Origin of the sequence: Embleya sp. NPDC005971, from assembly GCF_040629175.1 — a bacterium.
Lineage (GTDB): Bacteria > Actinomycetota > Actinomycetes > Streptomycetales > Streptomycetaceae > Embleya.
In genome coordinates, this window is sequence record NZ_JBEXUX010000002.1 from 277476 (window position 1) to 304197 (window position 26722).

The following is a 26722-nucleotide window of genomic DNA, read 5'->3' on the forward strand; positions in this document are numbered from 1 at the left end:
AAGAAGCCGGCGTCAGCCAATGCCGAGCGCCTTCCGATGCGCCTCGGGGATTGCCCGCAGCATCCGCTCCCAGTCGAAGACGACGGTCTCGGGCGTGTACGTGCCGTCGATCCGGAGGAGTAGGTGGCGGGCGAGGTTCCCGCCGTACTCCCCGCCGTTGTCGGCCGCCTCGGCGATCACCGCGCGGTACGGACGCGCACGTTCGGGCCCCAGCGCGGCCAGCGCGGTCAGGGCCTCGAGAACGACCGCGGGCGGATGATCGGTGCTCGCCGACCCGGCGAGCTCGTCCGCGGCCTCGGCATCCCCGAAGTGACAGGCCAGCGCCTCGGCGCAGGGGATGCGGACGTGGGGGTCGGGATCGTCGGCGACAGCCGCCCGCAGGAACGGCACGGCGTCGGCCGCGGCTCGGCCGAGCGCGAGCACGCCGATGGCGCCCCAGCGCCGCACCGTGGCGTCGGTGTCGGTGAGCGCGGCCAGGTAGGCCGGCAGGTCCGCCGGGTCCCGGCGGGCGATGCGGTCGGCGACGTCGAGGATGCGCGCCAGCGGGTAGGCCTCCGGCGCGCGGCTCGCGTCGTACCCCTCGGCGGCGGAGCCCTCGGGGAGGAAGCCGTTGTCGTTGACCGCGGTCATGTGGGCGCGAAGGGCGTCGTCGAGCCGGCGTTCCACGTGCGCGTGCGCGGGGTCCCCGGCGAGGTTGCGGACCTGGTCGGGGTCGGCGGTCGTGTCGTACAGCTCGATGCCGGGCTTCTCGCGCCAGAACGCTTCCTGAACGTCGTCCAGTTCGGCGTTCAGGTGCGCCGCCTCCCAAGCCTGGTAGCCCTTGGCAAGCCAGGCGAACGCCTGATGGAGGCCGTAAGGGCGGTGTGGCTCGTAGTTGCGGATATAGCGGTAGCGGGCGTCGCGCACGGTGCGCACCATGTCGTTGCGCGCGTCCATGCGGTTGCGCATACCGAAAGCCAGTTCGCGGTCCGCGTCGAAGTCCGCGCCGACCAGGCTCGCGCCCTGCATGTGCGCGGGCACGGTGCCGCCGACGAGGTCGACCAGGGTGGGCGGGATGCGGATGGTGCCCACTGCCGCCTCGACGCGGGTGCCCGGCGGCGGGAACAGGTGGGCGTACCGCTCGGGCGCGGCGACGATCAGCGGGACGTGCAGGCCCTCGTCGTAGCACCAGCGCTTGGAGCGCGGGTTCACGCCGCCGTGGTCGGAGGTGTGGATCACGATCGTATCGTCGAGCAGGCCGTCTTCGGCGAGTTGAGCCAGCAGCCGCCCGACCTCGGCGTCCATCTCGGCGATCTTGCGGTAGTAGTGCGCGAAGTCGGCCCGGATGTCGGGAGCATCGGGGAGGTACGCGGGCAGCCGGACCGCATCCGGGTCGACGATGGGCTCATCGCGCCGGAACACGCTGCTCTCGTGTGTGCCGTCGATGTTGAACACTGCCAGGAACGGGGCGCCTTCGGGGCGGTCGCGCCAGTGCGCCGTCGGGGCGCAGGCGTCCCAGACGGCGTGCGGGTCGACGTCGCAGTTGTAGTCGGTCTTGACGTTGTTGCTGCAGTAGTAGCCCTGCGCGCGGGCCAGTTCCGGGTACGTGGTCATCCAGGCGGGTCGGTGGGCGACCGCACGCATGTGGTGTGCGGGGCCGTTGCTCTCCGGTGCCACCCCGGTGAGCAACGCGAAGCGGGACGGCGCGCATACCGGGGCAGCGGAGTACGCCTGCCCGAAGAGCGTGCCGCGCTCTGCCAGCGCGTCAAGGTTGGGCGTGGCCGCGAGCGGGTCGCCATAGCAGCCGAAGCGCGGCGGGCAGTCTTCGCTGACCGTCCACAGGATGTTGGGGCGTGTGTTGCGGGTCATACGGGCACTCCGGGGTTGGTGGGGGCGGTGGCGGGGCCGAGTCCGCCGAGGGCCGCGGAGACGGTCCGGACCACGTCGGGATTGAGCAGGCCGGCCGCCAGCGCCGACAGCTGGATCAGCGAGAGGTCGCCGACCATGCGGACGAGACTGCCGTCGACGAGCCGTCCAAGGCCGTGGTTGCGCAACACTCCGACCGCTGCCGCGTCGGCGAACAGATCGCGCATGGGCGCATTGACACTGCGCGGACCGTCAGGGAAGTCGGCCGGGTCGAGCGGCTCGGCGTCGCGTGCCGCCTCGGTTTCGGCGCGCTGGACTCGGGCCAGCAGGTGTTCGGGTGTGACCGGCCCCTCCGTGGGCAGACCAAGGCGCGCGTACTGCTCGGCGGGCGCCTCGCAGGCACGCATGACCTCCACCAGCATTGCGGCCATGCGCAGTTCGAGGTCGTCATCGACGAGCGGTTCGAGCTGGTCCGGGTCGGCGGCCAAGTCGAACAGAAGGGTGCCGAAGGAGGCGGGTGACATGGCGAACGCGGCGACCTTGAGGACCGGTGCGCCTTTGGTGAACGCGTACTCGCCGCCGCGAACGAGTTCGGCGCCCGCGAGTTCGCCCGGCGTGAAGCGCGCCGCCATACGGGTGGGCATCAGGGTGAGCTCGGAGAGCGGGGTATTGGCGGGGGTCGCGCAGGAGCGCATGTAGACATGCCGGCCGTCGGTGACGGAGACGTGGCCGCCGAACGAGCCGAAGATGCCGGCCTCGCGCACGGGGGTGTCGTCGGCGACGGTGGCGCGCAGCGGGACGCCGGTCATGTCGGGGGTGCGGTCCACACCGAAGAACTCCAGCAGAGTGGGCGCCAGGTCGACGGTCTGCACCAGTGCCGCGCGGCGTTCGCCGGCCACGCGGCTGCGCGGGTCCCAGACGAACAGCGGGGTGTGGATGGTCTCGTCGTACCAGGGCTGGACGTTCTTGCCCCACCAGCCGCGTTCGCCGAGCAGGAACCCGTGGTCGGTGCAGACGATCAGCATCGTGTCGTCCCACAGGGCGTGTTCGTCCATCGCATCGAGGACGCGGCCCAGGTTGTGGTCGCACATGGACAGCAGCGCGGCGTACTCGTAGCGGACGTGCTCGACCTGCTCGGGCGTCTCGCGCACCATGCGGTAGTCGGGCCAGTCGTACTGAGGGCCGTCGTAGTCGTGCTTGTACAGGTCCTTGTACTTCTGCCGGCTGAAGAACGGCTCGTGCGGATCGAACGTCTCGATCTGCACGAACCAGTTGTCCTCGGTGTGGTTCGTCGCGATGAACTCCAGCCCGGCGTCGAAGGTCTTGGTCTGCGGCTGGTCCTGCTCACGCGTCATGTACATGCGGTTGACCCAGTCCTGGCGCCACTTCTCGCCGCGCAGGCTCTTGAGTGTGTCCGGGGTGTCCGGGGCCGCGACGTGGCCCTTCCACGCGTCCCCCTCCTGCCCGCGGAAGAACTCGTAGGTGCGGAAGCGGTTGTGGTAGGTCGCGCCCCCGTCCTCCCAGTAGTGCTGATGGTCCGTCACCAGGTGGGTGTAGACCCCGGCGTCGGTGAGCATTTCCGGGCACGAGTCGTCGTACGGCTCCAGCGGACCCCAGCCGCGGTGCAGGAAGTTGTGGCGGCCGGTGTGCAGTTCGCGCCGGGCCGGCATGCACGGCATGGACCCCGCGTAGCAGTTCTCGAAGACCGCCGTGCGCTCCGCGAGCCGCGCGAAGTTCGGGGCGTGTACCCACTCGGGCGCTCCGTACGGAGGCAGGTACTTCCGGATGAGGGTGTCGAACATGACCATGACGGCTTTCACGCGCTGCTCCAGACCGGCACTGCCGAGGGTCGGGCGTATATTTCCCAGTGATATGTACGCCAGAACGTAATCGCATGCAAGAGGGGCCATTGACTACAGGTAAGGATCGAAGCATTCTGAGGCCCCTTAGGTTCCTGGGACTGTAGTGGGCGCGAGTGCCTGCGTGTCCCGGCTGACGGGAGGTCCGTCCCCCATGCCATCGCACGCTCATGACCCGCGCCGGCGGAGCCTCGCTCCGCGGCGGCTCCGGGCCCTCGCCGCGGCTGCTGCGGTGACTCTGGTCGCCGCCGGGTGCACGATCGAGTCCAAGGGCCCGGCCGGGGCACCCGGCGCCCCCGCGGGACCCTCGGTCCGCGCCGAAGCGCCGGGCGTCACCGCGGACAGCATCAAGATCGGCATCGCCTACCCGGACTTCGCCGCGATCAAGGCGTTCGTCAACATCGACCACGGCGACTTCGAAGCCACCTACCGGGCCCTCATCGACAAGATCAACGCGGACGGCGGTGTACAGGGTCGCAAGCTCGTACCGGTCTTCGCCAAGACAAACCTCATCTCTCCGGCCGCCGCGCAGGAGACCTGCGTCAAGCTCACCCAAGAGGAGAAGGTCTTCGCCGTCCTGTACGCCGCGCCGGGCAACCAGCAAGCCGCGTGCTACCTGCAGAACGGGCGCACCGCGGTGATCGGCGGACCCATGGGCGCCGGCATGTACGCACAGGCCCGGGCCCCGTGGTTCAGCTTCATCGGCGAGGACGCCGCCGGCCGGGCGGTCGAGACATTCGCCGCTCGCGGCGACCTCGCCGACCGCAAGGTCGCCGTGGGCGGAGTCGTCAACGACCAGGCACAGATCGAGCAGATCGTGCTCCCGGCCCTCAAAGCCGCAGGTGTCACACCGGTCGCCACCGGCTACATCGCCGCCAACGCGTCCGACCCCGCGGCGTTCGCCCAGCAGGCGGGCGTGCTCTTCCAAAAGGCCCAGACCGCGGGAGCCGACACGCTGCTGAGCGTCGGTGCCGGTGCGCAACTGATCCCGCAGTACCTGGAAAAGACCGCCTGGCGACCCCGCCAGCTGTTCACCGCGCTCCCCGACGGGTACCTGACCACCAAGGGCGAGCACGACTTCTCCACCCTCAAGGACGCGGTCGGCGCCACACAGGTCACCGACTTCGCCGACCCGGCCCTGACCGCCTGCGCCGACACCGTCACCAAGGCCGACCCCACCCTGACCGGGAAGCTCGTCGACCCGGCCACCGTGCCGAGTGGCCGGCCCACACCCGGCGCCTCCATGGCCACGGCATGCCGGACCCTCGCGCTGTTCGCCGCGATCACCGACAAGGCGGGCCGGAACCTCGACCACGCGACTTTCCAGCAGGCCGGCTTCGACCTCGGCACCTTCCACGTGCCGGGCTTCCGCGAACCTGCGACCTACCGGCGTGAGACCCCCTCGGGCGCGATCCCGATCCGTGCGATGGTCTACGACGCGACCGCCAACCGATTCGTCCCGGCGGCGAACTGACCGCCCGGAGCCCCTTGCCGGCGTACTCCGCCGCCTTGAACCGAAGGAGCGCCCATGGGCGACCCCTCCGCCTCCGCGCCCCCGTCCTGCTGCACACCCGGACGGCCGGGGCCCGTCGCCGTCTCGCCGCGGCCGACACCCGCCCGCGGCGCCGACACGGGCCTGGACGGCATGGCGATTCTGCCCGGCGGGGAGTTCCTGATGGGCACCGACGACGCGGAAGGCTTCCCCTCGGACGGGGAGGGCCCGATACGACCGGTGCACGTCGACCCGTTCGCCATCGACGTGTACGCGGTCAGCAACGCACGGTTCGCCGATTTCGTCGCAGCCACCGGCTACCTCACCGACGCCGAACGCATCGGCTGGTCCTACGTGTTCGCCGCGTTCCTGCCCGGCTCGCTGCGCCGCGGCGCACCCCGACCGGAGCGCACCCCCTGGTGGTGTGGTGTGGCAGGGGCACGCTGGGACCAACCCGAAGGCCCCGGCAGCGGTGTGGACGAGCGCCGCGACCACCCGGTCGTGCACATCACGTGGAACGACGCGGACGCCTACTGCCGCTGGGCCGGCAAACGCCTGCCCAGCGAGGCCGAATGGGAGTACGCGGCGCGCGGCGGCCTCGTACAGCGCCGCTACCCGTGGGGCGACGAGCGCGAGCCCGACGGCGTCTACATGTGCAACATCTGGCGAGGCAATTTCCCGGCGAAGAACACCGCCGAGGACGGCTACCGCGGCACCGCCCCCGTCGACGCCTTCCCGCCCAACGCGTACGGCCTGTACAACATGGCCGGCAACGTGTGGGAGTGGTGCGCCGATTGGTGGTCGCCCCGCCACCTCGGACCGTCGGACAACCCACGGGGCCCGCAGACGGGACACGACAAGGTCATGCGCGGCGGCTCGTACCTGTGCCACGACTCCTACTGCAATCGCTATCGCCTCGCCGCGCGTACCGCCAACACCCCGGACAGCTCCAGCGCAAACGCCGGATTCCGCTGCGCCCGTGACCTCGGCGACGCCGCCTGACCCGCAGCCGCACCCCGTACCGCACCCGCGCCGAGCCGCCGTCCCGCAACCCGGCGCATCCCATCGCACCACGTTTGGAGCCCCGATGACCGAGCCGATCGACGCCGACCCGCCGTTCGCAGCTCCCGCCGAGGAAGCACTGCGCGACCTCCTCGCCCGACTGTCGCCGGACGACAAACTGCGCCTCGTCACCGGTGAAGACGTTTGGTCCCTCCCGGAGATGCCGCACATCGGCCTGCGGAAGCTGCGCATGTCCGACGGTCCCGTGGGGGTGCGCGGCACGACCTTCGACGCCGCGGACACCAGCATCGTCCTGCCGAACCCCTCCGCACAGGCCGCGGCCTGGGACCCCGCCGTCGCGAACCGGTTCGGCTCACTTCTCGGCGCCCAGGCCCGCGACAAGGACGTGCACATCCTGCTCGCACCGACGGTCAACATGCACCGCACGCCGCTCGGCGGACGCCACTTCGAGTGCTTCTCCGAGGATCCGCTGCTCACCGCGCGCACCGCGGTCGCCTACATCGAGGGCGTCCAGTCCCAGGGAGTCGCGGCCACGGTCAAGCACTTCGTGGCCAACGACGCCGAGAACGAGCGCATGACCTACGACGTCCGGGCGGACGCACGCACCCTGCGCGAGGTCTATCTCGCGCCGTTCGAGGCCGCGGTCCGCGAGGCGCGCGCCTGGCTGGTCATGTCCGCCTACAACTCGGTCAACGGCGACACCATGACCGCGAACTCCCCGCTCCAGAACGACATCCTCAAGGACGAGTGGGGCTTCGACGGTGTGGTGGTGTCCGACTGGATGGCCGTGCGCTCGTCCGAGCCGGCCTTCCTGGGCGGCACCGACATAGCCATGCCCGGGCCCGCCGATCTCTGGGGGGAGCCGATCCGCAGGGCACTCGCCGAAGGACGCATCGACGAGGCCGTCCTGGACGACAAGGTGCTGCGCGTCCTGCGGCTTGCGGCACGCGTCGGAGCACTCGGCGATTTCCGTGCCCCCGCCGCCGATCCGGGCCTCCCGGCCGGAGCCCGGGACCGGATCCGCGCGCTCACCACACGCACCATGGTTCTTCTGGAGAACCCCCGCGGCAGCCTGCCCCTCGACACGTCGGCGCTGCGCCGCGTCGCACTCATCGGCCCGAATGCCATCCGCACTTCCGCACAGGGCGGCGGCAGCGCCACCTGCTTCCCCGAGCATGTCGTCGACATCGCCGAGGGCCTGCGTTCGGCGCTCGCCCCGGAGACCGAGCTGACGGTGCGGGCCGGCGTGTTCACCCACCGCAAGCTGCCCGGCATCAACCGGGGCAACAGCACCGACCCGGACACCGGCACACCCGGCTTCACCCTGGAGTTCCGCGCCGCCGACGGCACCGTGCTCGCCAGCGAACACCGTCTCGGCGCACAGGCGATCGTGTGGCCCGGCCTCTACCCCGAAAGCACGCGCGTGATCGCCATGCGCACACGCCTTACCCCCCAGCGGGACGGTGACCATCTCCTCGAAGTACTGGGCCTCGGAACGATGACAGCGACCGTGGACGACACGGTCCACACCCTCGACCTGGGGGCGGGCGCGGGCGACGTGGGCGAGAATCTGATGCGCCCGCCCCTGACCCACATCCCCGTGACCGCACAAGCGGGCGTACCCCTCGACGTCGAACTCGTGCACACCGCCGACACCGACGTCCTGGTCGCGAGTGTCGGCCTCGGCTGGGCCCCGGCCCCGCCCGATGACGACACCGAGCTGGCCGCCGCGGTCGCGGACGCCGCCGCCGCGGACCTCGCCGTCGTCGTGGTCGGCACCACCGAGGACATCGAGTCCGAGAGCTTCGACCGCACCGGCCTCGCCCTGCCCGGCCGTTCCGACGAACTCGTGGCACGCGTGGCGGCCGCCAACCCCAACACCATCGTGGTCGTCAACGCCGGATCCCCGGTGCTGATGCCGTGGCGGCACGACGTCGCCGCCGTGCTGTGGGCCTGGCTCCCGGGGCAGGAAGGCGGCGCGGCCGTCGCCGAGGTCCTCACCGGAGCCGCCGAACCGGGCGGGCGCCTGCCCACCACCTTCCCGGCCGACGAAGCCGACGTGCCCCTCCTTGCCCACGACCCGGTCGACGGCGTACACCACTACGCCGAAGGATCGGCCATCGGCCACCGGCTGTGGGCGCTGAGGGGCGCCAAGCCCGCCTACCCGTTCGGGTACGGCCTCGGCTACACCACCTGGGACTACCGGGACCTTCGCGTCGAAGGCGATGCGGCCGCGGGGCTGACGGTCACGGCGACTCTCGCCAACACCGGGGCACGACCGGGCCGGGAGATCGTGCAGGCCTACCTGGAACCGGTCGACGGCGAACTCTTCGGTGCGCCGGAGCCGCCGCGCCTGGTCGGCTACGCCGCGGTCGACGCCGACCACGGGCATACCGCGACCGTGCGCATCACCGTCCCGCCGCACACACTGGCCCGCTGGGACCCGGCGGCCGACGCGTGGCGCATCGTGCCCGGCGCGTACCGGCTCACCGTCGGCGGGCACGTCGCGAACACCCGTGGCACCGCGACGATCACGCTGTAGCACCAGCACCCTACGGACCGGACCGCCGACGGCCCATCGCCGCCCCCGGAGGTCCGGTCCGCCCGCCCCCGCACCGACAGGAACCCCATGCGCATCATCTACGTCGACGTGGACACCCTCCGCGCGGACCACACCACGCCGTACGGATACCACCGGCCGACCACCCCGCACCTCCAGGCACTGGCCGACAAGTCCGTGGTCTTCGACCGCTACTACTGCTCGGACTCCCCGTGCCTGCCCTCCCGCACCGCGCTGACAAGCGGTCAGTTCGGCATCAGCAACGGCGTGATCGGACACTTCGGCGCCGCCGCCCGGTTCCGCCTGGACGCCGGTCACCTGCCCGACCCCGACCGGCCCATGCTGGGACAGCACTTGGTGGCCGGGGGCATGAACACCGCGGCCGTGTCCGTGTTCGCGGAACGGCACCGGGCGTACTTCTTCCACGCCAACTTCCGCGAATCCATCCGCGCCACGCCGAACCTCGGCGACGAAGAAGCCCCCGACGTCAACCGCGCCGCAACCGACTGGATACGCCGGCACGCCGAGGACGAGGACTGGTACCTGCACATCACCTACTGGGAGCCGCACACCGACTACCACCAGCCGGTCGAGTGGACCGAACGGATGGCAGCGTCCGGGCCCGTGCAGGAATGGCCGGACGAGGAGACCATCGCGCGTCACGGCGCCGAGACGTACGGGCCGCGCAGCGCCCTCGACCTGCACTACACCTTCGGCGGCACGCGCACATCCCCGGTGCCGCACAACATGCCCGACCGGATTGCCTCGCGCGCGGACTTCGAGCACCTGATCAACGGCTTCGACGGGGCGATCGCCTACTGGGACCACTACTTCGGCGAACTTATGGCTGTCCTGGAGGAGTTGGGCATTGCCGAGGAGACCGCGGTCATCGTGAGCGCCGACCACGGCGAGTCGTTCGGCGAGAACGGGTCGTACGCCGAGCACGGTCTCGCCAACGAGCCGACGCACCGCCTGCCGCTGGTGTTCTACTGGCCCGGCCTGACCGACGACCTGCCCGAGGAGGCTCGACGCAACGACGCCCTCCTCTACAACATCGACCTGGCACCCACGCTGTGCGACCTCCTGGGGCTCGGCGTGCCCGACGGATGGCAGGGCGAGTCGTTCGCGGCAGCCGTTCGCGGCGAGATCGTCGAGTCACGCGAATACCTGGTCCTCGGCCACGGCGCGCACACCTACCAGCGGGCCGTCCGGACACGCGACCACCTCTACATGCGCACGTACCACCCAGGTGCGTTCCGGGCCGAATGGGAGCAGCTCTTCCACGTCACCGAGGATCCGCACCTGACCCGGGACCTGCTCGCCGACGAACCCGAACTCGCCGCCGCCATGCGCTCCCGACTCGCCGAGTGGTGGCACACGTACGCGGGCCGCCCCGGCTGCCTCCCCGATCCGATGCAGGCGACCTTGCAAACCGGGCCCCAATACGCCGATCCCGCCCAGTACGCCCGGCACTTGCGAGCCACCGGCCGCGGCCACCTCGCCGACGACCTCGAAGCCCGGCTCGACAACCTCGTCGTCCCCGTCTCCTGGCACGCCCGCGAACAGACCTTCGGCGAGGACCTGATGAAGCGCTGGATTCCCCGCATGCAACGGTCCGCGTCCGCACCGACCTGACGCGCGAACGTTGGGGCGGCCAGGCCGGCGGGGTCGCGGCGGGCGAGGCGGTCGGCAACGGCGAGGATGCGTTCCAGCGGGTGGACGCCGGGGCTGCGGCTCGGCTCGCAGCCTTCGGCGGGCCCCTTCGGGGAGGAAGCCGTTGTCGTGGAGGGCCGGGCGGGCCGGGTCAGAGCGCGCCGTTGAGGTGTTCTCCGATCCGGACGAACGTCGGCACCAAGGGGGCGACGGGGGCGGACGGGGAGACGATCTGTGATCCGTAGTGGGCGACGACGAGTTCGAGTCCGGGCGAGATGAACAGCCGCTGCCCGTGGATGCCGCTGGCCATGAAGGACCCGTAGCGGTCGTTCAGGATCCACCACAGGTCGTGGTACGAGAGCGTGGCGGGCGCGGTCGGCGGCGCGGCGGGGAAGCGCACGCGCTTCGGGTAACCGTCCGGGACGCCGGAGACGATCGTCGAGGCGACCGCTGCCGGGATGATCTGCCGGCCGCCGGCCGCGCCGTCGCAGCGGATCGCCTCGCCGAGCCGGGCGATGTCGCGCGCGGTGGCACTGAACCCGCCGCACGCCGCCTCGTTGCCTTCGGCGTCCAGGACGAAGTAGGCGTCCTCGTCCATCCCCAGCTTCGACCACAGCAGTTCACCGAGCAGCTCGGCGATGCCGGTTCCGGTGACGGCGCGCAGCACGTCGGCGAGCGCCTCGACGTTGCCGTTCTCGTAGCGGAACTCGGTGCCGGGAGCTCCGGTCGCCCGGGCGGTGGCCAGGTGTTCGCGGATCGTCGCCGGGCCGGTGTAGCCGTAGGGCCGCAACTGCGGTGCGAGGACGGCGAAGTAGCGCTGCGCCTCCAGCGCCTTGTCGTACGGGCGGGCGGCATAGCTCGGGAGCGTGCCCATGTGCAGCAGGTGGTCGACCCGCGCGTCGCCGAACGCGGTGCCCGACAGGTGGGGGGCGTACTTCGCCGCCCGCGCGGTGCGGTCCAGCAGGCCCTGGTGTTCCACCATCGCGGCCAGCAGGCCGATGTACGACTTGGTCGCCGAGGCGTTGAAGTGCGGTACGTGGGGCGGATATCCGTGCAGGTACCGCTCGTAGACGACGGTGCCGCGGTGCATCACCAGGAGGGCGTCGGTCTGCGCCGCCGCGAACAGTTCGGCGAGCGTGTGGCGCCCGCCGCCCGCGGCGAAGGTCAGCGCGTCCAGGTCCGCGGACCCGGTGGGCAGGGGCCGCGCGGGCTCGGGGCCGCGCCAGACGCGGCGACTGGGCAGGGTCTCGCGGCCCGACGTGGCGTGCACCCGCACCCAGGCGGGGTCGGTGAACCCGCGCGCCCAGGGCAGGTCCGTCAGCGAGGTGGTCGGCTGGGGCATCGTGGCACTCCTTGGCACTCAGTGGAGAGCCGTTACCGTACATCGTGTCCGGAAACGTTGGCCAGTGGGAGATCGGCGCGCATGCGCGCTCACGTCTCCCGGGACCCGGCTCCGCCCGCTACGGGGGCGGTCGGGGCGTCGAACGCGCCGGGCACGTCCGCAGGGGCCAGCCCGGAGGCCCAGACGCGGCCGTACACCGAAAGGTCCCGCAGGTGCGTGGTGATCTCGGTCGCGCTGTAACCGGTGTCGGCCTCCACCCACCAGGTCAGGACGCCGACCAGCTCGCCGGTCCAGGCCCGCGCCACGACGTCGAGCGGTACCCGGGGCGTGGCGCCGTGCTCCTCGGCGCGCTCCCGGAAGACCTGTTCGACCCGGTCGCAGATGATCGCGGTGAACTCCCGCAGCGCCCGCCCGTCGCCCTCGCCGCGCAGGATGACCCGGTAGACGTCGCGCTCCTGCTCCGCGTGCTCGAAGATGTAGCGCACCGGCAGCCCGGTGAAGCCGCGGGTCTGGGCCTGGACCACGGCCGGCAGGAGGCGTTCGCGGTCCTCGGCCAGGTCGCGCACGATGCCGACGAGCAGGTCGTCCTTGTCGCGGTAGTGCGCGTAGAACGTCGCGCGGGCGACGTCCGCCCGCGCGGTGATCTCCTCCACGGTGATCGGCTGGAACCCCTTCTCCAGGACCAGGTCCACCAGGGCCTGGCGCAGTGCGCGGCGGGAGCGGCGGACGCGGCGGTCCTGGGCGGGCTTCATGGCCGGACTCATCTCTGTCGTATCTCCCGTACGCGGACCGTTGACTTGGCGGCCCCGCCATATTACGTTGCCGGACACCAAAGACGTTTCCAGACTCACTGTTCACTAACGTGGTCGACTGGGAGCGCCGATCGACAGTGGCAGGCGGCGTGCGCGCCGCCGTCCCGCGGCAATCGCGCAGCAATGGAGTCCCGATGAACCTTGGCCGGTACGTGCGCCGGACCAGCAGCCACCAACCCGATGCGGAAGCCGTCGTCTGCGGCGACGTGCGCATGAGCTACGCGGAACTCGACGAGGGCAGCGACCGGCTGGCCGTCGTCCTGCGCGCCGCGGGTCTGCGGCGCGGCGACCGGGTGGCGACGCTCGCCGCCAATCGCGCCGAGCTCGTGGTCACCGAAGTGGCCCTGTACAAGGCGGGGCTGGCCCGCGTGCCGGTCAACGCCCGCCTCGGCGTCGCCGAGGTCGCGCACCTGCTGCGCGAGTCCGGGGCGAAGGCGCTGCTCGCGGACGCCGCGCACCTGGACACCGCACGCCAGGCCCTGCCCGGCACCGACGTGGCCACAGTGCTCGGCTATGACGGCCCGAGCAACCTCGGAGAGGGTTACCCGGACGCGCTCGCGGCGGCGGCCCGCGAACCGGTCGACGTGGACTGCCGCGAGGACGACACGGCCGTCCTGCACTTCACCTCGGGATCCACGGGCAAGCTCAAGGCCGCGGTGCAGACGTACGGCAACCGGCTCGCGCTCATGCGCAAGACGGTGATGAACCCGGAGACCCGGGTCGGGCCGGGCTCCCGGCAGATCCTCGCCGGGCCCGTCACGCACGCGTCCGGCATGCCGCTGACGGGAATCCTGTTCGCCGGCGGCTGCGCGGTGGTCATGCCGCGCTGGGACGCCGAGGCGTTCCTCGCCACCGTCGAACGCGAGCGGGCGACCCACGCGTTCCTGGTTCCCACCATGGTCAACACCGTGCTGGCGCTGCCGGACAACCGGAAGTACGACCTGTCGAGCCTGCGGCAGCTGATCTACGGCGCGGCGCCGATGTCCGCCGCCCGCATCCGCGCCGCCTGGGACCTGTTCGGCCCCGTGCTGTCCCAGGGGTACGGCTGCGGCGAGACCACCTCGGGCGTGCTGTTCCTGTCCACCGAGGACCACCGGCGCGCGATCGACGGCACCGACGCGGAACTACTGCTCTCGTGCGGGCGTCCGCCGGCCGAAGCGGAGGTCAGGATCGTCGACGAGAGCGGCGCGGAGGTGCCCGACGGCGAGATCGGCGAGATCGCCGTCCGCGGCCCCGATGTCGTGGCCGGCTACCTCGACGAGCCCGACCTGACCGCCGAGTCGTTCCGCGACGGCTGGTTTCACACCGGGGACCTGGCCCGGCGCCGCGCCGACGGATACGTCTTCATCGTCGACCGCAAGAAGGACATGATCATCTCCGGCGGCTTCAACATCTACGCCGTCGAGGTCGAAGCCGTACTGCACCGGCACCCCGACGTGTTCGAGGCGGCCGTGGTCGGCGTCCCCGACGCCGACTGGGGCGAGGCCGTCAAGGCGGTCGTGGTCCCGCACGACGGCACCGCGCCCACCGAGGCCGAACTGATCGAGTTCTGCGCCGCCCACCTGGCCCGAATGAAAAAGCCCCGGTCGGTCGACTTCGCCGACGCGCTCCCGCACAACCCCAACGGCAAGATCGACCGCCGCGCGATCCGCGAACGCTACTGGCACGGCACCGAGCGCCGCGTCCACTGACCGGCCTCCCGCACCGCCCAGCGCGCCGGCCGGCGCCTCAGTTATCGGTCAGGAGTACCACCATGCCCTTCACCCTCGACCCCTCGTACGACCACAACTCCCGCCTGCACGACCTCGTCACGCGGCTCCGCGACTACCTGAACGGCGAACTCGCCGACTACGAGAACCGCCTCGGCCTCGCCCAGGAGTCCCGCTACACCCGCGCCGACCTGGAACCGGTGTGGCGACGCAGCCGCGAACTCGGCTTCTACGGCGTGCACCTGCCGGTCGAGCACGGCGGCCAAGGGCTCACGTACACCGAACTGGCCGCGCTGAAGGAGGAAGTCGGCGCGTCCGGCCGCATCCTGCAACACAGCGTGCTCGGCGACATGGGCGGACCACTGCGCACGGGCTCGATCCTGGAATACGCCACCGACGAGCAGTTGCACCGCTACCTGCTGCCCGTGACCCGCGGCGAACGGGCCTGCTGCTTCTCGCTCACCGAGACCGACGCCGGGTCGGACGTACGGGCCATGAGCACCACCGCCACTCCCGACGGCGACGGCTGGCGCATCACCGGCCACAAGGTGTTCTCCTCGGCCGGACCGTTCGCCGACTTCGCCGTCCTCATCGCCAGGATGGCCGACGACGCCCGGCAGCCGGACGCGAAGCCGGTGTTCTCGGCGTTCCTCGTCGACCTCGACGCCCCCGGGGTCACCGTCCTGGACGGCCGGACCCCGATGTCCGGCGAGCACATCGAAGCCGACATCGTGCTCGAGGACTGCCGCGTCGGCCCGGAACAGCTCCTCGGCGCGGTCGGCGACGGCCTGCGGATCGGGCTCGGCCGCGTCACGGTCAACCGGCTGCTGCACTGCCCGACCGTGCTCGGCATGACCCGCCGCGCGCTCGAACTGTCCGTCGACTTCGCCCGCACCCGCCACGTCGGCGGCGCCCCGCTGGGCGCGCTGCAGTCCATCCAGCACAAACTCGCCGACATGGCCACCGCCTACTACGCGGCACGCGCCATGACCTACGACGCGCTCGCCTCCCTGGACGCCGGCCGCCGGCCGAGCACCGAAGCGTTCATGTGCAAGCTCTTCGTCGCCGAGAACGCCTTCCGGATCGCCGACGAAGCCGTCCAGATCCACGGCAAGGCCGGCCTCGTCCAGGGCTCCGAACCCGAATCGCTCTTCCGCCGCCTGCGCATGTTCCGGATCCTCACCGGGTCCTCCGAGATCCAGAAGAACGCCATCGCCGGACGACTCCTGCTCGGCGACGCCCGGCCCTGACCCGCGGTGCCGCAGCCGCCCCCAGCGCCCGCTCCGCATCGCCTCCCGCACGTGCCGGTCCTTCCTCCCGGGCCCCCGCCCGGCAATCCCGCCTGGAGCCCTCGATGTCGCGTGCCCTCAACCACCGCGCCACCGGAAAACGCGGTACGGCCTCGCCCCCGGAAACGTCACCGGGCACCGGGCGAGTCGCAGCAGTAGTCGGATTCCTGGTCGTCGTCGAGCTGCTCAGCGGCGTCGTGCAGAGCATGATCCCGCCGCTGCTGCCCAGACTCGGCACCGACCTGCACATCGGCACCGGCGACCTGAACTGGATCGGCGCGGTGCAACTGGTCGCCGCGACCGTCTGCGTCCCGTTGTTCGCACGCCTCGGCGACCTGTACGGCCACCGACTGCTGCTGCGCGTGGCGATGGTCTGCGTCGTGGCCGGTTCGGTCCTGGTGGCCTGGGCCCCGTCCTTCGAGGTCCTCCTGCTCGGCCGGGTCCTCCAAGGCCCACTCGCCGCGCTGCTGCCCCTGGAGATCGGCCTGGTCCGCGGGCGCCTCACCGCCGAGGGCGCCCGCAAATCCGTCGGGATGCTCGTGGGCGCGCTCACCTGCGGCACCGGCATCGGGTTCGTCGCCTCCGGACTGCTGGGCGAAGCGCTGTCGAACGTCCACGCCATCCTCTGGGTGCCCGCGATCGCCACCATCGTCTGCGCCGCCCTGACCTTCGTGCTGGTGCCCGACACCGACACGCGCGCGCCCGGCGGTGTCGACTGGGCCGGAGCCGCACTGCTGAGCGGCGGCCTCGCGGCCCTGATGCTCGGCTTCTCCCGCGGCGCCGACCACGGCTGGAACCAGCCCGACACCCTGGCCCTGTTCACCGCGTCCGCCATCCTGCTCGCCGCCTGGGTCATGGTCGAACTGCGCGTCGAACACCCCGTCGTCGACATCCGCACCGCCACCCGCCGCAGCCTCTGGCCGGTCTACACCGCCGCCCTCATTCTCGGCGTCACCCTGTACGCCTCCAAGACCGCCGCCGCACTGTTCCTGGCCGCGCCGCCCAAGAAGCTCGGCTACGGCTTCGGCTACGACACCCTCACCATCGGCTGGATGCTCCTGCCCGCCGCGCTCTGCGCGTTCCTCGGATCGGCGCTCGCACCACGCATCGCCCGTGCCATCGGCTCCCGCGCGGTCCTGGTAGTCGGCAGCGCGTCCATAGCGTCAGGATTCGTCTTCCTCGCCCTCGCGCACGGCGAACCGTGGCAGTTCATCGTCGCCGACGTCGCGCTCGGCCTCGGCCTGGGCCTCGGACTGAGCATGCTGCCCGTCCTCGTCCTCGATTCCAGCGCCGCCGACCGCACCGGGGTCGACACCGGCATCTACAGCACCGCCAAAACCCTCGGCGGCAGCCTCTCCGGGGCCGTGTTCGCCGCCGTACTGACCAGCATGACCGTCAAGGGCGGCCGGTTCCCCTCCGAGACCGCCTACGAGACGGTGTGGTGGATCTCCGCAGGCGTCTCCCTCCTGATCGCCGCCACCGCGGCAGTCCTCACCACGACCCCCCGCCCCCACCCGGGCACCGCTGCCCCCACACCCGCAGCACGGGCCTGACTCCACCTCGACACACCGTGCGCGGGTATGGAGCGGCCACGCGGCAACTCCAACGGCTATGAACAGTCGACCGAACCGCTGTGATACGCCTGATTGAGGCACACGATGGCCACCACACGCATGCGCGGCGCGCCAGGCCCCTGCCCAGGTGGTTCCGGCGCTGTGGGCAGCGGAGCGGGCCGCCAACAGTACGAGGAAGTCTGCCGCGCACCCTCTGCGGTTCGCCTTCCACGGGCGAGTGTCGACCGAGGATCACCAAGATCCCGCGACGTCGAAAGCGTGGCATCTGCTACGCCCCCAGGTCGGTCGATGCCGGTCCATGCGCAGGTGGCACGAACCCGGGTTCCGGGGCGGGACGCCGTGCCGGCCGGCTGCCCGACCCCGGCGCGGGCGCCGCGCGGTCCGGGGCGGGTCGTACTCAGGACGTGGTGGTGCGACTTTCGGTCAATCGTCGGCGGAGGCGGTTCCCCGGTGTGCTCCGGCGTGGTGAGTTGGCGGGGGCGCGGGCGTGGGGCCCGGGTCGGAGCGCGGGAAGGGTGTGGTGGACGGTGTCCGAGGCATCGGTGGCGGCGGCGCGGTTGGAGCGGGTGCGTGCTTCGTTGTCCGGGGCGCGGGCCGAGAGCCCGGGCGGGCGCCGGTTGCGGATGAACCGTCCGGCGAACGTGTTGGTGGGCGCCTTGCTGCACGGGGCGGAGCGGCGGGAGAAGGGGCTGGAGCCCAGCGACCTGGAGGAGCGGCTGTTCGAGCTGGTGGGCGAGTTCGTGCCCGAGGACGAACTCGCGGCGTTCGGGAGGGTCTACACGGAGGCGAGGGCGCTGGGGCCGATCGGGATCCTTCCCGAGCCGATCACCGGCCTCGCGCTGGAGACCGGCTACAGCCTCGCCGACCTCGCCGCCGACCTGCCCGCCATCACCGCGCACGTCGTGGCCCAGCCGAACGTGCGGATCGTCGACGCGGGCACGATCGCCGAGAACGAACCGATCGACGACGAGCGGTTCCTGACCGCGCTGGCCGAGTACGGGCGCGGCACCACCATCGTCACCGGTGGCCCCGAGCCGCAGGGGGAGGCCGCGTCCGGGGACCTGGAGATCGAGCTGCGTCTGGACTCCTTCACCTGCGAGCGGGCACAGAGCGGCGAGTCGGGCACCGACGAGATCTACTGGGGCCTGGCCGCGGGCAGCGACCGCCGGGCCGAGCAGTCGTCCAAGACCCGCGTCTACGGCTCCACGGTCAGGGGCACCCGGCACGTCGTGGACTGGGACACCCTGCTGTTCTCCGGCGCGCTCGACCGGCACGTGTCGTGCGAGATCCAGTGCTGGGAGGAGGACAACAGCGGCGGCGACTTCTACAACCAGCTGCGCAGGGCGCTGGGACGGTGGGCCGAGGCGGCCCTGGACCTGTCGACGACCCTGACCAAGGCGGACAACGACGCTGCGGGCTGGGCCGCGTGGTTCGCGATCGGCGCGGGCCTGCTCAACGCCCTGCTGGGGTGGTTGACCAACGACGACGACCTCATCTGCGAACGGTCCTACGGCTTCGACCGCTCCGCTCTGCTCGCGTACGCGAGCGGGGCCCGCAGGGTCGGGTTCTCCTTCGACGGCGGCACCGAGGGCCGGCACAACCTGGTGATCGAGTTCGCCGGGACGAACCTGCGCTGGAGCCGGCGTGCCGCGGGCGGCGCCTGGACCGGACAGGCACTGCTGCCCCGCCACTTCACCTCCCACACCCCGGCACTCGCCGTCTTCCGCGACAGACTCGTCTGCGTGCACCGCGGCAACCGCAACGACAACCGGCTGTGGACGACCACGTACGACGGCACCTCCTGGGGCCCCGACACCCTCATCCCCGGCGTCCCCGAGGCCAAGAGCGGACCGGCGCTGGCGGTGTTCGGCGACAGGCTTCACTGCCTCTACCGCGGCGAATACCCCGACCGCGACGCCTATCTCCTGCAGATCGCCTTCGACGGCACCCGATGGACCGACGTCTTCGCGGACCCGCCCATGAACGCCCGCAGCGTGAGCGGGGCGTCGGCGGCGGCCTACAACGGCAGGCTGTACTGCGTTCACCGCGGACACACCAACGAGATGCTGTGGGTGAACACGTTCGACGGCAGGGGCTGGAGCGGCGACACCCCCATCCCCAACGCCTACAGCTCGGCCGCGCCGGCGGTGGCGGTGTTCGACCGCAAGCTGTACTGCGTCCACCGCGGACACAGCAACGACAACGGCCTGTGGGTGACGTACCTGGACGGCAACCGCTGGAGCCCGGACACCAAGATCCTCAACGCCACCTGCGACCGCGACCCCGCGCTCGTGGTGTTCGAGGGCAGGCTGCACTGCGTCCACCGCGGCGGCTACCAGGACGAGGCGCTGTGGCAGACCTCGTTCGACGGCACCCGCTGGAGCCCCGACACCAGGATCCCCGACGCCTACAGCCACCACGGTCCCGCCCTGGCCGAATACCGCAACGTGCTGTACCGGATGAACCGCGGGTAACCCCCGCCCCGACACGACCGGCGTGCCCGCCCGGAAACGGTTCACCCCAACTGCTTCCGGGCGGGCACGGGCCACCCCTTGCCGATCCCGTCCCGGTCACGATCACCGCACGGTCCGCGGCCCGCCGAGAGGACCATGGCCGGGGCACCGCCGGTCCTCACCGCACGCGAGGGAGGGCCTTGTCGAGACGAGCGGCCCGCACGTACTTGACCGCCGTGCCCGCGCGGATGCCGAACAGCCGCATCAGGTGGACCGGGTCGGCCGGCGTCGCGAGCGTCGGATGTCGGGTTTCGGAATCCACCACAAGCACGCACATTACGGCGATCACTCGCAGAATCCGCGTGTGATCGCGGAAATCCCAAACGACCTGATGAACCCTCGAACATCACCCCGCCCACCAGCCCAAACACGGCTACACGCGAGCGCGTGGCCTTACGGCGAACCCGTGCGTACTCCACTCATCAACCGCACCGGCACCACGCCCGCCGGCGCGGTCGCGCGACGGGCGTCGCCCACGCCCATGCGTCTCTGCAACAGGCCGAAGTCCGGCATGCCGTCCCCGCCCGGGGCAACAACCTCGCCGTCCAGGACCACCGCCCGCGAGCCCAGCCCATCGCCAAGGCCAGCCGATTCCGGATACGTGGCGGATACATCGACACCACGCCGAGACCGCAACCGGACCGTCCCGTCGCCCGGGGCCACAATCAGTTCACGTGTCTCAGGCGGTTGGTGTCTCATCGCCGGCCCCTGTCCCAGGCAGTGTCTCTTTGAGCGGCCGGCCCGTTGATCGGATGTTTCTGTCCGATGAGTGATTTCTGATGCGATGTGGGCTCGGAGCGAGCCGCTGATGCCGGTCGATCCGGCCCGCGGGCGGCGATGGGCTGATCACCGCCGCACCCTTGAGGCCATTGCCTGGAAGTACCGGACCGGCTCGCCCTGGCGCGATCTCCCAGATGAACTGGGACCGTTCCGGACCGCACACAAACGACTGATCAGATGGGCGGTGGACGGAACCTGGGAGCGGATCCTGGCCGCGGTGTCGGGAGTCGCGGATGGTAGTGACGACATCGGCTGGACCGTCTCGGTGGACTCCACCGTCTGCCGGGCCCATCGGCATGCCTCTGGAGCCAGGAAGAGGTGCCCCTATGGTCTTCGTCAAGCCGCGACGGTTGTTGGTGGTTCGTAGAGGGCGCCGTCGCGAAGCATGGCAAAGAGCACGTCGATGCGCCGGTGGTCGGCCGCCCGCCTTCGACGCCGAGGCGTACAAGCAGCGCAAAGCGGTGGAACGCTGCATCGATCGGCTCGAGCAGTGGCGCGGCCCGGCCATGCGAACCGACAAACTCGCCATCGCCTACCAGGCCGCACTCCACCTTGCCGCCATTCTCATCCGGAGCCGCAGACGACCGGCGGTTCCGGACTTCGGTCCATCACCTGCGCCGCGTCGGCATTCGGCCCCGCACCCCCGGACGGCCGCCGGGCCATGTCCCCTCCTACCGGTTGAGGACCTCCTTGATCTTGTCGGCCACCTGCTTGGCCTGGATGTCGCGGCCCTTCACGTTGGGGTGCGCGTACCAGGGGATCTTGGTGCCGAGGAGTTCGAGCTGGGAGTCCTCCAGCAGGCCGCCGATGCCCCGGTCGGCGCCGTCGCAGGCCGTGTTGGCGCCGGTGCCGGCGTAGAGGTCGACGAAGTCGGCGCCGCCTTCGGCGTCGGCGGCGACCTTCTTCATGGCGTCGTTCAGCCGCTTCTGGATCCGGTCCAGGACCGGCAGGGCGTCCTGGGGAATGTCGGCGAACGGCAGCTGCGTCCGACCGGGCGCCGCGGTCTGGCACTTGGTGGTGTCCTCGGGCACGAGGCGGGGGTAGCCGACCAGGACGCGCTTCGCGTCGGGGGCGAAGTAGCCGATGCGCTCGAGCAGTTCCTCCAGCTCCCAACCGACCCGATCGAACTGACCGTCCAGCCACTGCTTTCCGTCACCGGTCTCGAAGAACTCACCGCACTTGGCGGCCGGCTTGTCCCCGTCCACCGGGTCTCCCGGCAGCAGAGAGGGCTTTCGGAGCTCGTCGGAACACTGCTTCAGGATGCGGTTGAAGCCCAGCGTGTTGCCGCCCATGCTGCCCACGGCCAGCCGGGTGTCCCTCTTGAGCGCGTCCTGCTGCGCCGGGAGCTCGCCGGCGCCGAAGGGCAGCTCCTGCTTCTCCCAGAAGTGGTGGACGAGGGCGCCTCCGCAGGAGACGTCCGACTGGACGTCGAGCGTGATGCCCTTGTCCGCGAGGCTCCGGGTGGCGACGGCGGGATGGTTCTCCTTCGCCTGGAAGCACCAGCCCCTCTCGCTGTCCTGGTTGTTCACGGGGGCGATGCCGAAGTTGGCGGTGTAGGAGTCGCCGAAGAAGACGGTCGGTACGGGGTCGGTCGGAGCCGCGCCGGCACCGCCCGCAGGTCCGGCGAGCGCCAGGCAGCTGCCCAGCGCGACGGCCGCGGCGGCCAGCCGCCGTGCCACTGGGGAGTTCGTCGCACGCATGGCAGAAGACATGGATGTGCCCTGTCGTCGAGGCCCACAAAAATGGGCCGGTCAGCTGGAACACTTGGTGATCATTCATTCACGGAGGGTAATCAGTCAATAGATGTGCGTGCCTCCGGCGTGTCCGGCAGCCGCTCACATGCGTCCATCCGTCCCGCTCAGCGAGGCGTCAGGGAGACACGCCCTGGCTCGGCGCTGCCCATGGAGCCGATGATCCTTCAGGTGTCTCACCCGACGGATCGAATCGTCACCCGAACGAGATCGGTGAGTCGGTCCGGTGTGCTCGGTGGGATCCGGCCGGGAGTCATGGGTGGCTCTGGTGCGGTGTCTGTCAGTCCCGGCTGGTCGGTAGTTCCCACCAGTACGCGATGGTTGGGATGGTGAGGGGGCGTGGGGGCGTGGGGGCCGGGGGTGCTTGGTGTGGGTGGGGGCGGTGATGGTGAAGTCGGGTTGTGTGGTGCGGTGGTCGTTGGGTGTGTGGGGGTCGGAGTAGCGGGGGGTGTGGCTGCTCCAGTCGAGGTAGCCGCGTACCCATTGGGTGAGTCCGTCGAGGTAGCGGCGGAGGTTTTCGTGTGCGTGGGTGTGGAGTTGGTGGTGGAGGCTGAGGAAGGGTTCCATGACCTGGTCGCGCATGGCGGTGGCTTCGGCGAGTGCGCGTTCGGTGGGCCAGGTGTGGTGGTGGGCGAGGACGGTGATCAGGTTCTGCAGGCTGGGGTAGCCGTAGTGGGTGGCGCGGTACAGCTCCTTGTTGTAGGAGGTGATGTCGTTGTCCCAGCCGACGAGTGCGACGACCATCTCCCGTAGTCCCCGGACCCATGGGTCGGCGAAGTCGGTGGCGTCGAGTTCGTATCCGCCGGCGAGTTCGATGAAGAACAGGCCCGGGGTAACGGCGGCGGTCGCGGGGGAGGTGCGGCGCCATCGCAAGGCGCGGAAGATGAGTGCGCAGCAGCTCGCGGACGCGTGCACCGCGCTGGGTGTGGAGATGCAGCGTGGGGTGTTGGCGAATCTGGAGATCGGGCGGCGGGAGTCGCTTGATGTGACCGAACTGGTGGCCCTGGCGCAGGCGTTGGGGGTGCCGGCGATCAGCCTCCTGTTCCCCGTGGGTGAGGTTGCCACGGTTTCGCCGACCCCTGGCGTTGTCGTCGATACGTGGGATGCGCTTGCGGCCTTCACGGGGGAGACGGCGTTGTCGGAGTTGCCGCCGTCGGATTCGCCGCGTGGGCGGCTCGAGGCTTTTCGGCAGCACGCGGTCGCGGTCGAGGCGGCGTTGGCGTCGGGGCGGTTGGCGCAGGATCGGCGTCGGCCGGCGACCGTGAATCTCGATCCGGTGGAGCACGAGCGCTTGGGGCGGGTTGCTGCGCAGTACGAGCGGTTGGCGTTCGAGGACGTCCTGGCGTTGCGCGATCTGCGGGTGCGGATGCGCGATCGGGGACTGCAGCCGCCCGTGCCTCCCGCCGGGCTCGCTCATGTGGACGACGGGGTCGTGACGGAGGCGTCCGGCGCGTGAAAGGCCCTACACGTCAATGCCGTTGCGACGGTCGCCTGGAGGGGGAGCGGGCGGTTCTCCGGGTCGGTGAGCTGCGCTCTGGGTGGTTGCGGCGCGTGGGGGAGTTGTCGGCTTGATGCGACGCCGCCTTCGGTGAAGGTGGTTCGCGGGAGTACATCGCGAAGGGCCCGTGTGGCTCATGGAGCTCGCGTCGGTCGACGGCGCGAGCGATCGACCGAATCGTTGGAGCGGAGCGCGCGTGCGCTTCGGAAGCATGCATCCATAACGGGCCGATGTGGAACGACGTGTAAGGACAAGGGTGGTATTGGTGCGTCATCTGCATCGGACGCGGATTCGGCCGGAGAGTGTGGAGCGGGAGATGGCCGGGGCGGGGATGTTGGAGGGCGGCTGGTAGTCCACCGAGGAGGTCGCCGAGCTGCTCGGCGTCGATCCGTCGACATTGCGGCGGTGGCGGACGGGGAAGCCGGTGCAGGGGCCGCCGTTCGTGCCGCTCTCGGCACGCACGACCGCCTACAGCGTGGCCGATGTGGAGGCGTGGTTGGCGGGTCGTCGAGCGGATCCGCAGGTGGCCGCCTGATGCCACCGCCGCGAATACCGGCCGTTGGCCTCAACCTGCCCTCCGACATCGAGTTTCGTGAAGGCCGGCCGACGCCGTTCCGGGCCCGGTTGCGGTGGGTCGATCCGGCGGGTCGGGGACGGTTGTCGGTCTCTGAAGCCCACGACACACAGGACGAGGCGGAGGCGTGGGTCGAGCGGCTGAAGAGGTTGGCCGCGGCGGGCGTGGAACCCGCGATGGCCGTGATGCCGTTGGGCGAATACGGCGACCTGGTCATGGACATGGCCATGCGCGGGCTGGAGCGCAAGACCACCGATCCGTATCTGGCCGGGTGGCGGATGCGGGTGAAGCCGTGGTTGGGACACCTGCCCGTGCACACCGTCACCTGCGGTGCGGTGCGGTGCGGTGGACCGGGCCGTGTACGGGTGGATCGAGGACGGTGCGGGGTTGTCGACCGTCAAGAACACGATCGCGATCCTGGTGCGCGTGATGCAACAGGCCCAGCGGGACGGGCTGATCGAGACGAACCCGGCCCGGGTCACCGGCCGGCAGCACTCCTACCGCACGGCCGAGGACGAGCTCGACAACCCCCGAGTGCTCGCCTTGAGGGATTGGGCGGCGCTCGACGGCTTGGCCGACGCCCTCGTCGCCCGCTCGCACGGGCGCTACCGCGGGTGGGGTGACGTGGTCCGATTCGCCGGCTGCACCGCGGCCCGCATCGGGGAAGTGTCCGGGGTGCGGATCAAGGACATCGACACCACGACGTGGATGTGGAACCTGTGTCGCCAGACCACCACCTCACCCGGGGGCCTCGTGGACAAGGGCACGAAGGGCAAGCGCCGAAGATGGGTGCCGATCATCCCGCAGGTGCGCCCGCTCGTGCTCCACCGGATTGCGCTCGCCGGGCCCGACCCCGACCCGATGACGCGGCTGTTCACCGGGCCGCGCGGAGGGCGGATCACCACCGCGATCCTGCGGGACGCGACCCACTGGGACGAGGTAGTCGCCGCGCAGGGCTACGAGTTCCTGCTCCGGCACGGATTGCGGCATACCGGGCTGACGTGGATGGCCGATGCGGGGGTCCCGGTGCACGTGCTGAGAAAGATCGCCGGGCACGGATCGCTCTCGACGACGCAGCGATATCTGCACCCGGAACTGCGGTTGGTGACCAGCGCTTCGGAGGCGCTTCAGGTGCATTTGAACCCCGGCTGGTCCCCAAGTGGTCCCCAAGAGGGTTTCGGGATCTCTTCCAACCGGTAAGTGGTCTAAACCTGCAAGAGGCGCCAACCTGGGCTTTTGCCCCTGTCAGCGCCTCTTGAACACCGTCGGGACGACAGGATTTGAACCTGCGACCCCTTGACCCCCAGTCAAGGAGATGGGCTATTTCCGCAGGTCAGGGGCACTTTGTTGCTCAATACGACGTTCGATTTCCAGTATATCGTGCCGTTTCGTGCATGGCGTGTGGTCCACAACTGGTCCACAGCGTCCGAGCGTTGGTGCTGTGCGTTCGTCTGGGCGCAGCGGTTGCGCATCGGAGTTCGATGACTCGAGTCGGCCTACCGGAAGCCACAGTTCGGGTCGCGCGGTGGGACGTTGCCGAAGTCTTCGAACCACGCGAGTGGTTGTGCGTCGCCGATGCCGAGGGTCTGGTTGAGCGGATGGGATGGGGCTTCGACGCCGGTGAACTTGGAGTCGTAGAGCCACAGGACATCGTGGTCCTGGAAGAAGAACTCGGAACAGGCATCCCAGTCGTAGTCGTCTTCGTGCTGGGGCATCGGGATGCTGCCGCCACCGTGACTACCGGTGTCGAGGAGATCGGGTGCGTCTTCGAGGGCGAGGTGGAGGACGATCTCCTCTGCCGTGCAGGTGGGTTGCAGCGAGTTGCCGTTCTCGATGTCGCGTGCCAGGTTGTCGCAGGCCCGAGCGACCCGTTTGCGCCATGCTTTGCCCTGGCGCCGGGTGATGTGTGGGAGGCGCCCGAAGAACTCGTACTCTTCGTCTTCTTCCGATTGGCAGGAGCAGCCTGCCTCGCGCAGGCGTTCGCATCGCGTCGATTCTGCCGCGCCTGCGGATGGCGATCTGCAGCTGGCGCGAGTCTGAACCGGTTCCTGGAGCAACGATTCTGGGGCAGCGCAACCTGTGCCCAGACCTCCGACGGCCTCGCCAGGTCGGCGGTTATGCGATCCTTCATGTGGACAGCCTGTTCGGATCAGGGTTTGCGTGCGCCGGTGGCAGAGGTGGTCGGTGCCCATCCGGCAGGGGCGTGGTGGATTGTGTGGCTGCGGCGTACTGGTCGACCGATTTTCTGTCGACGTCGAACTCTTCAAGGGTGTTCGCGTGTTTCGCGTCATCGACGAGAGAGTTCGCGAGGTGAAGGTTGAGATGGGCTGCGACTCGCGATCCGGTTTGCCGGCTAGGACTTGTCCGGTCGATCATGTGCGGAGCCAGATGACGAGGGCTGCGGCGGTTGCCGTGCCGAGGTAGACGTAGCCGCGTTTGTCGTATCTG

The 26722-nt window shown here is 70.4% G+C and carries 18 protein-coding genes and 2 pseudogenes; 12 read left to right on the top strand and 8 right to left on the bottom strand.

Annotated elements, in window-relative coordinates:
* Positions 1-12: 12 nt before the first annotated feature.
* Entirely contained in the window at positions 13-1848 is a 1836-nt protein-coding gene (locus ABZ374_RS04160; RefSeq protein ID WP_360305899.1) for a sulfatase-like hydrolase/transferase, read from the bottom strand.
* Positions 1845-3665, bottom strand: a complete 1821-nt coding sequence (locus tag ABZ374_RS04165; RefSeq protein ID WP_360305901.1) for a sulfatase — start codon at positions 3663-3665, stop codon at positions 1845-1847. Before ABZ374_RS04165 ends, ABZ374_RS04160 begins: the two co-directional genes overlap by 4 nt.
* A 271-nt stretch (positions 3666-3936) precedes the next feature.
* Between ABZ374_RS04165 and ABZ374_RS04170 the strand changes: the two genes are divergently transcribed.
* The 4 genes from ABZ374_RS04170 to ABZ374_RS04185 all read left to right on the top strand — a co-directional run bounded on the left by ABZ374_RS04170 (position 3937) and on the right by ABZ374_RS04185 (position 10414).
* Entirely contained in the window at positions 3937-5178 is a 1242-nt protein-coding gene (locus ABZ374_RS04170; protein ID WP_360305903.1) for an ABC transporter substrate-binding protein, read from the top strand.
* A gap of 171 nt (positions 5179-5349) precedes the next feature.
* Complete coding sequence (locus ABZ374_RS04175) at positions 5350-6198, top strand: formylglycine-generating enzyme family protein (protein WP_360305947.1); 849 nt, start codon at positions 5350-5352, stop codon at positions 6196-6198.
* 85 nt (positions 6199-6283) lie between these two features.
* Positions 6284-8761, top strand: coding sequence for a glycoside hydrolase family 3 C-terminal domain-containing protein (locus tag ABZ374_RS04180; protein WP_360305905.1), 2478 nt, complete (start codon positions 6284-6286; stop codon positions 8759-8761).
* 87 nt (positions 8762-8848) lie between these two features.
* The gene (locus ABZ374_RS04185) at positions 8849-10414 is read left to right on the top strand and encodes a sulfatase (protein WP_360305907.1); all 1566 of its coding nucleotides are present in this window, start codon (positions 8849-8851) and stop codon (positions 10412-10414) included.
* A 169-nt stretch (positions 10415-10583) separates the two neighbouring features.
* Here ABZ374_RS04185 and ABZ374_RS04190 read toward each other — a convergent pair whose 3' ends face one another.
* Together ABZ374_RS04190 and ABZ374_RS04195 are read right to left on the bottom strand one after the other, a co-directional pair.
* Positions 10584-11774 (bottom strand): serine hydrolase, encoded by a 1191-nt coding sequence (locus tag ABZ374_RS04190; protein WP_360305909.1) that lies wholly within the window; start codon positions 11772-11774, stop codon positions 10584-10586.
* 89 nt (positions 11775-11863) lie between these two features.
* Positions 11864-12526: a TetR/AcrR family transcriptional regulator gene (locus tag ABZ374_RS04195; RefSeq protein ID WP_360305911.1), complete on the bottom strand. Its 663-nt coding sequence runs from the start codon at positions 12524-12526 to the stop codon at positions 11864-11866.
* A gap of 194 nt (positions 12527-12720) precedes the next feature.
* On the opposite strand from ABZ374_RS04195, the gene ABZ374_RS04200 reads away from it, so the two are divergent.
* The 4 genes from ABZ374_RS04200 (at position 12721) to ABZ374_RS04215 (ending at position 19632) form a co-directional block, all read left to right on the top strand.
* Positions 12721-14277, top strand: coding sequence for a long-chain fatty acid--CoA ligase (locus ABZ374_RS04200; RefSeq protein WP_360305913.1), 1557 nt, complete (start codon positions 12721-12723; stop codon positions 14275-14277).
* Between the two features lie 62 nt (positions 14278-14339).
* A complete protein-coding gene (locus ABZ374_RS04205) occupies positions 14340-15545 on the top strand; it encodes an acyl-CoA dehydrogenase family protein (protein WP_360305915.1) in 1206 nt (401 codons plus the stop codon).
* 104 nt (positions 15546-15649) lie between these two features.
* Positions 15650-17137 (top strand): MFS transporter, encoded by a 1488-nt coding sequence (locus ABZ374_RS04210; protein ID WP_360305917.1) that lies wholly within the window; start codon positions 15650-15652, stop codon positions 17135-17137.
* A 548-nt stretch (positions 17138-17685) separates the two neighbouring features.
* Complete coding sequence (locus ABZ374_RS04215; protein ID WP_360305919.1) at positions 17686-19632, top strand: hypothetical protein; 1947 nt, start codon at positions 17686-17688, stop codon at positions 19630-19632.
* 157 nt (positions 19633-19789) lie between these two features.
* On the opposite strand, the gene ABZ374_RS04220 is transcribed toward ABZ374_RS04215, so the two are convergent.
* Positions 19790-19936: a hypothetical protein gene (locus ABZ374_RS04220; RefSeq protein WP_360305921.1), complete on the bottom strand. Its 147-nt coding sequence runs from the start codon at positions 19934-19936 to the stop codon at positions 19790-19792.
* Positions 19937-20455: 519 nt separating this feature from the next.
* Between ABZ374_RS04220 and ABZ374_RS04225 the strand changes: the two are divergent.
* Positions 20456-21041: pseudogene (locus ABZ374_RS04225) on the top strand (transposase); the annotation flags it as partial.
* 81 nt (positions 21042-21122) lie between these two features.
* Here ABZ374_RS04225 and ABZ374_RS04230 read toward each other — a convergent pair.
* Positions 21123-22130: an SGNH/GDSL hydrolase family protein gene (locus ABZ374_RS04230; protein WP_360305923.1), complete on the bottom strand. Its 1008-nt coding sequence runs from the start codon at positions 22128-22130 to the stop codon at positions 21123-21125.
* Positions 22131-22286: 156 nt separating this feature from the next.
* Positions 22287-23075, bottom strand: a complete 789-nt coding sequence (locus ABZ374_RS04235) for a hypothetical protein (protein WP_360305925.1) — start codon at positions 23073-23075, stop codon at positions 22287-22289.
* Positions 23076-23085: 10 nt separating this feature from the next.
* Between ABZ374_RS04235 and ABZ374_RS04240 the strand changes: the two genes are divergently transcribed.
* From ABZ374_RS04240 to ABZ374_RS04250, 3 genes and pseudogenes are all read left to right on the top strand, one after another.
* On the top strand, positions 23086-23658 hold the full coding sequence (locus ABZ374_RS04240; protein ID WP_360305927.1) for an XRE family transcriptional regulator: 573 nt from the start codon (positions 23086-23088) through the stop codon (positions 23656-23658).
* A gap of 406 nt (positions 23659-24064) precedes the next feature.
* Positions 24065-24235: pseudogene (locus ABZ374_RS04245) on the top strand (DNA-binding protein); the annotation flags it as partial.
* A gap of 384 nt (positions 24236-24619) precedes the next feature.
* Complete coding sequence (locus ABZ374_RS04250; protein ID WP_360305929.1) at positions 24620-25474, top strand: site-specific integrase; 855 nt, start codon at positions 24620-24622, stop codon at positions 25472-25474.
* Between the two features lie 296 nt (positions 25475-25770).
* On the opposite strand, the gene ABZ374_RS04255 is transcribed toward ABZ374_RS04250, so the two are convergent.
* The gene (locus ABZ374_RS04255) at positions 25771-25989 is read right to left on the bottom strand and encodes a hypothetical protein (RefSeq protein ID WP_360305931.1); all 219 of its coding nucleotides are present in this window, start codon (positions 25987-25989) and stop codon (positions 25771-25773) included.
* Positions 25990-26722 lie beyond the last annotated feature (733 nt).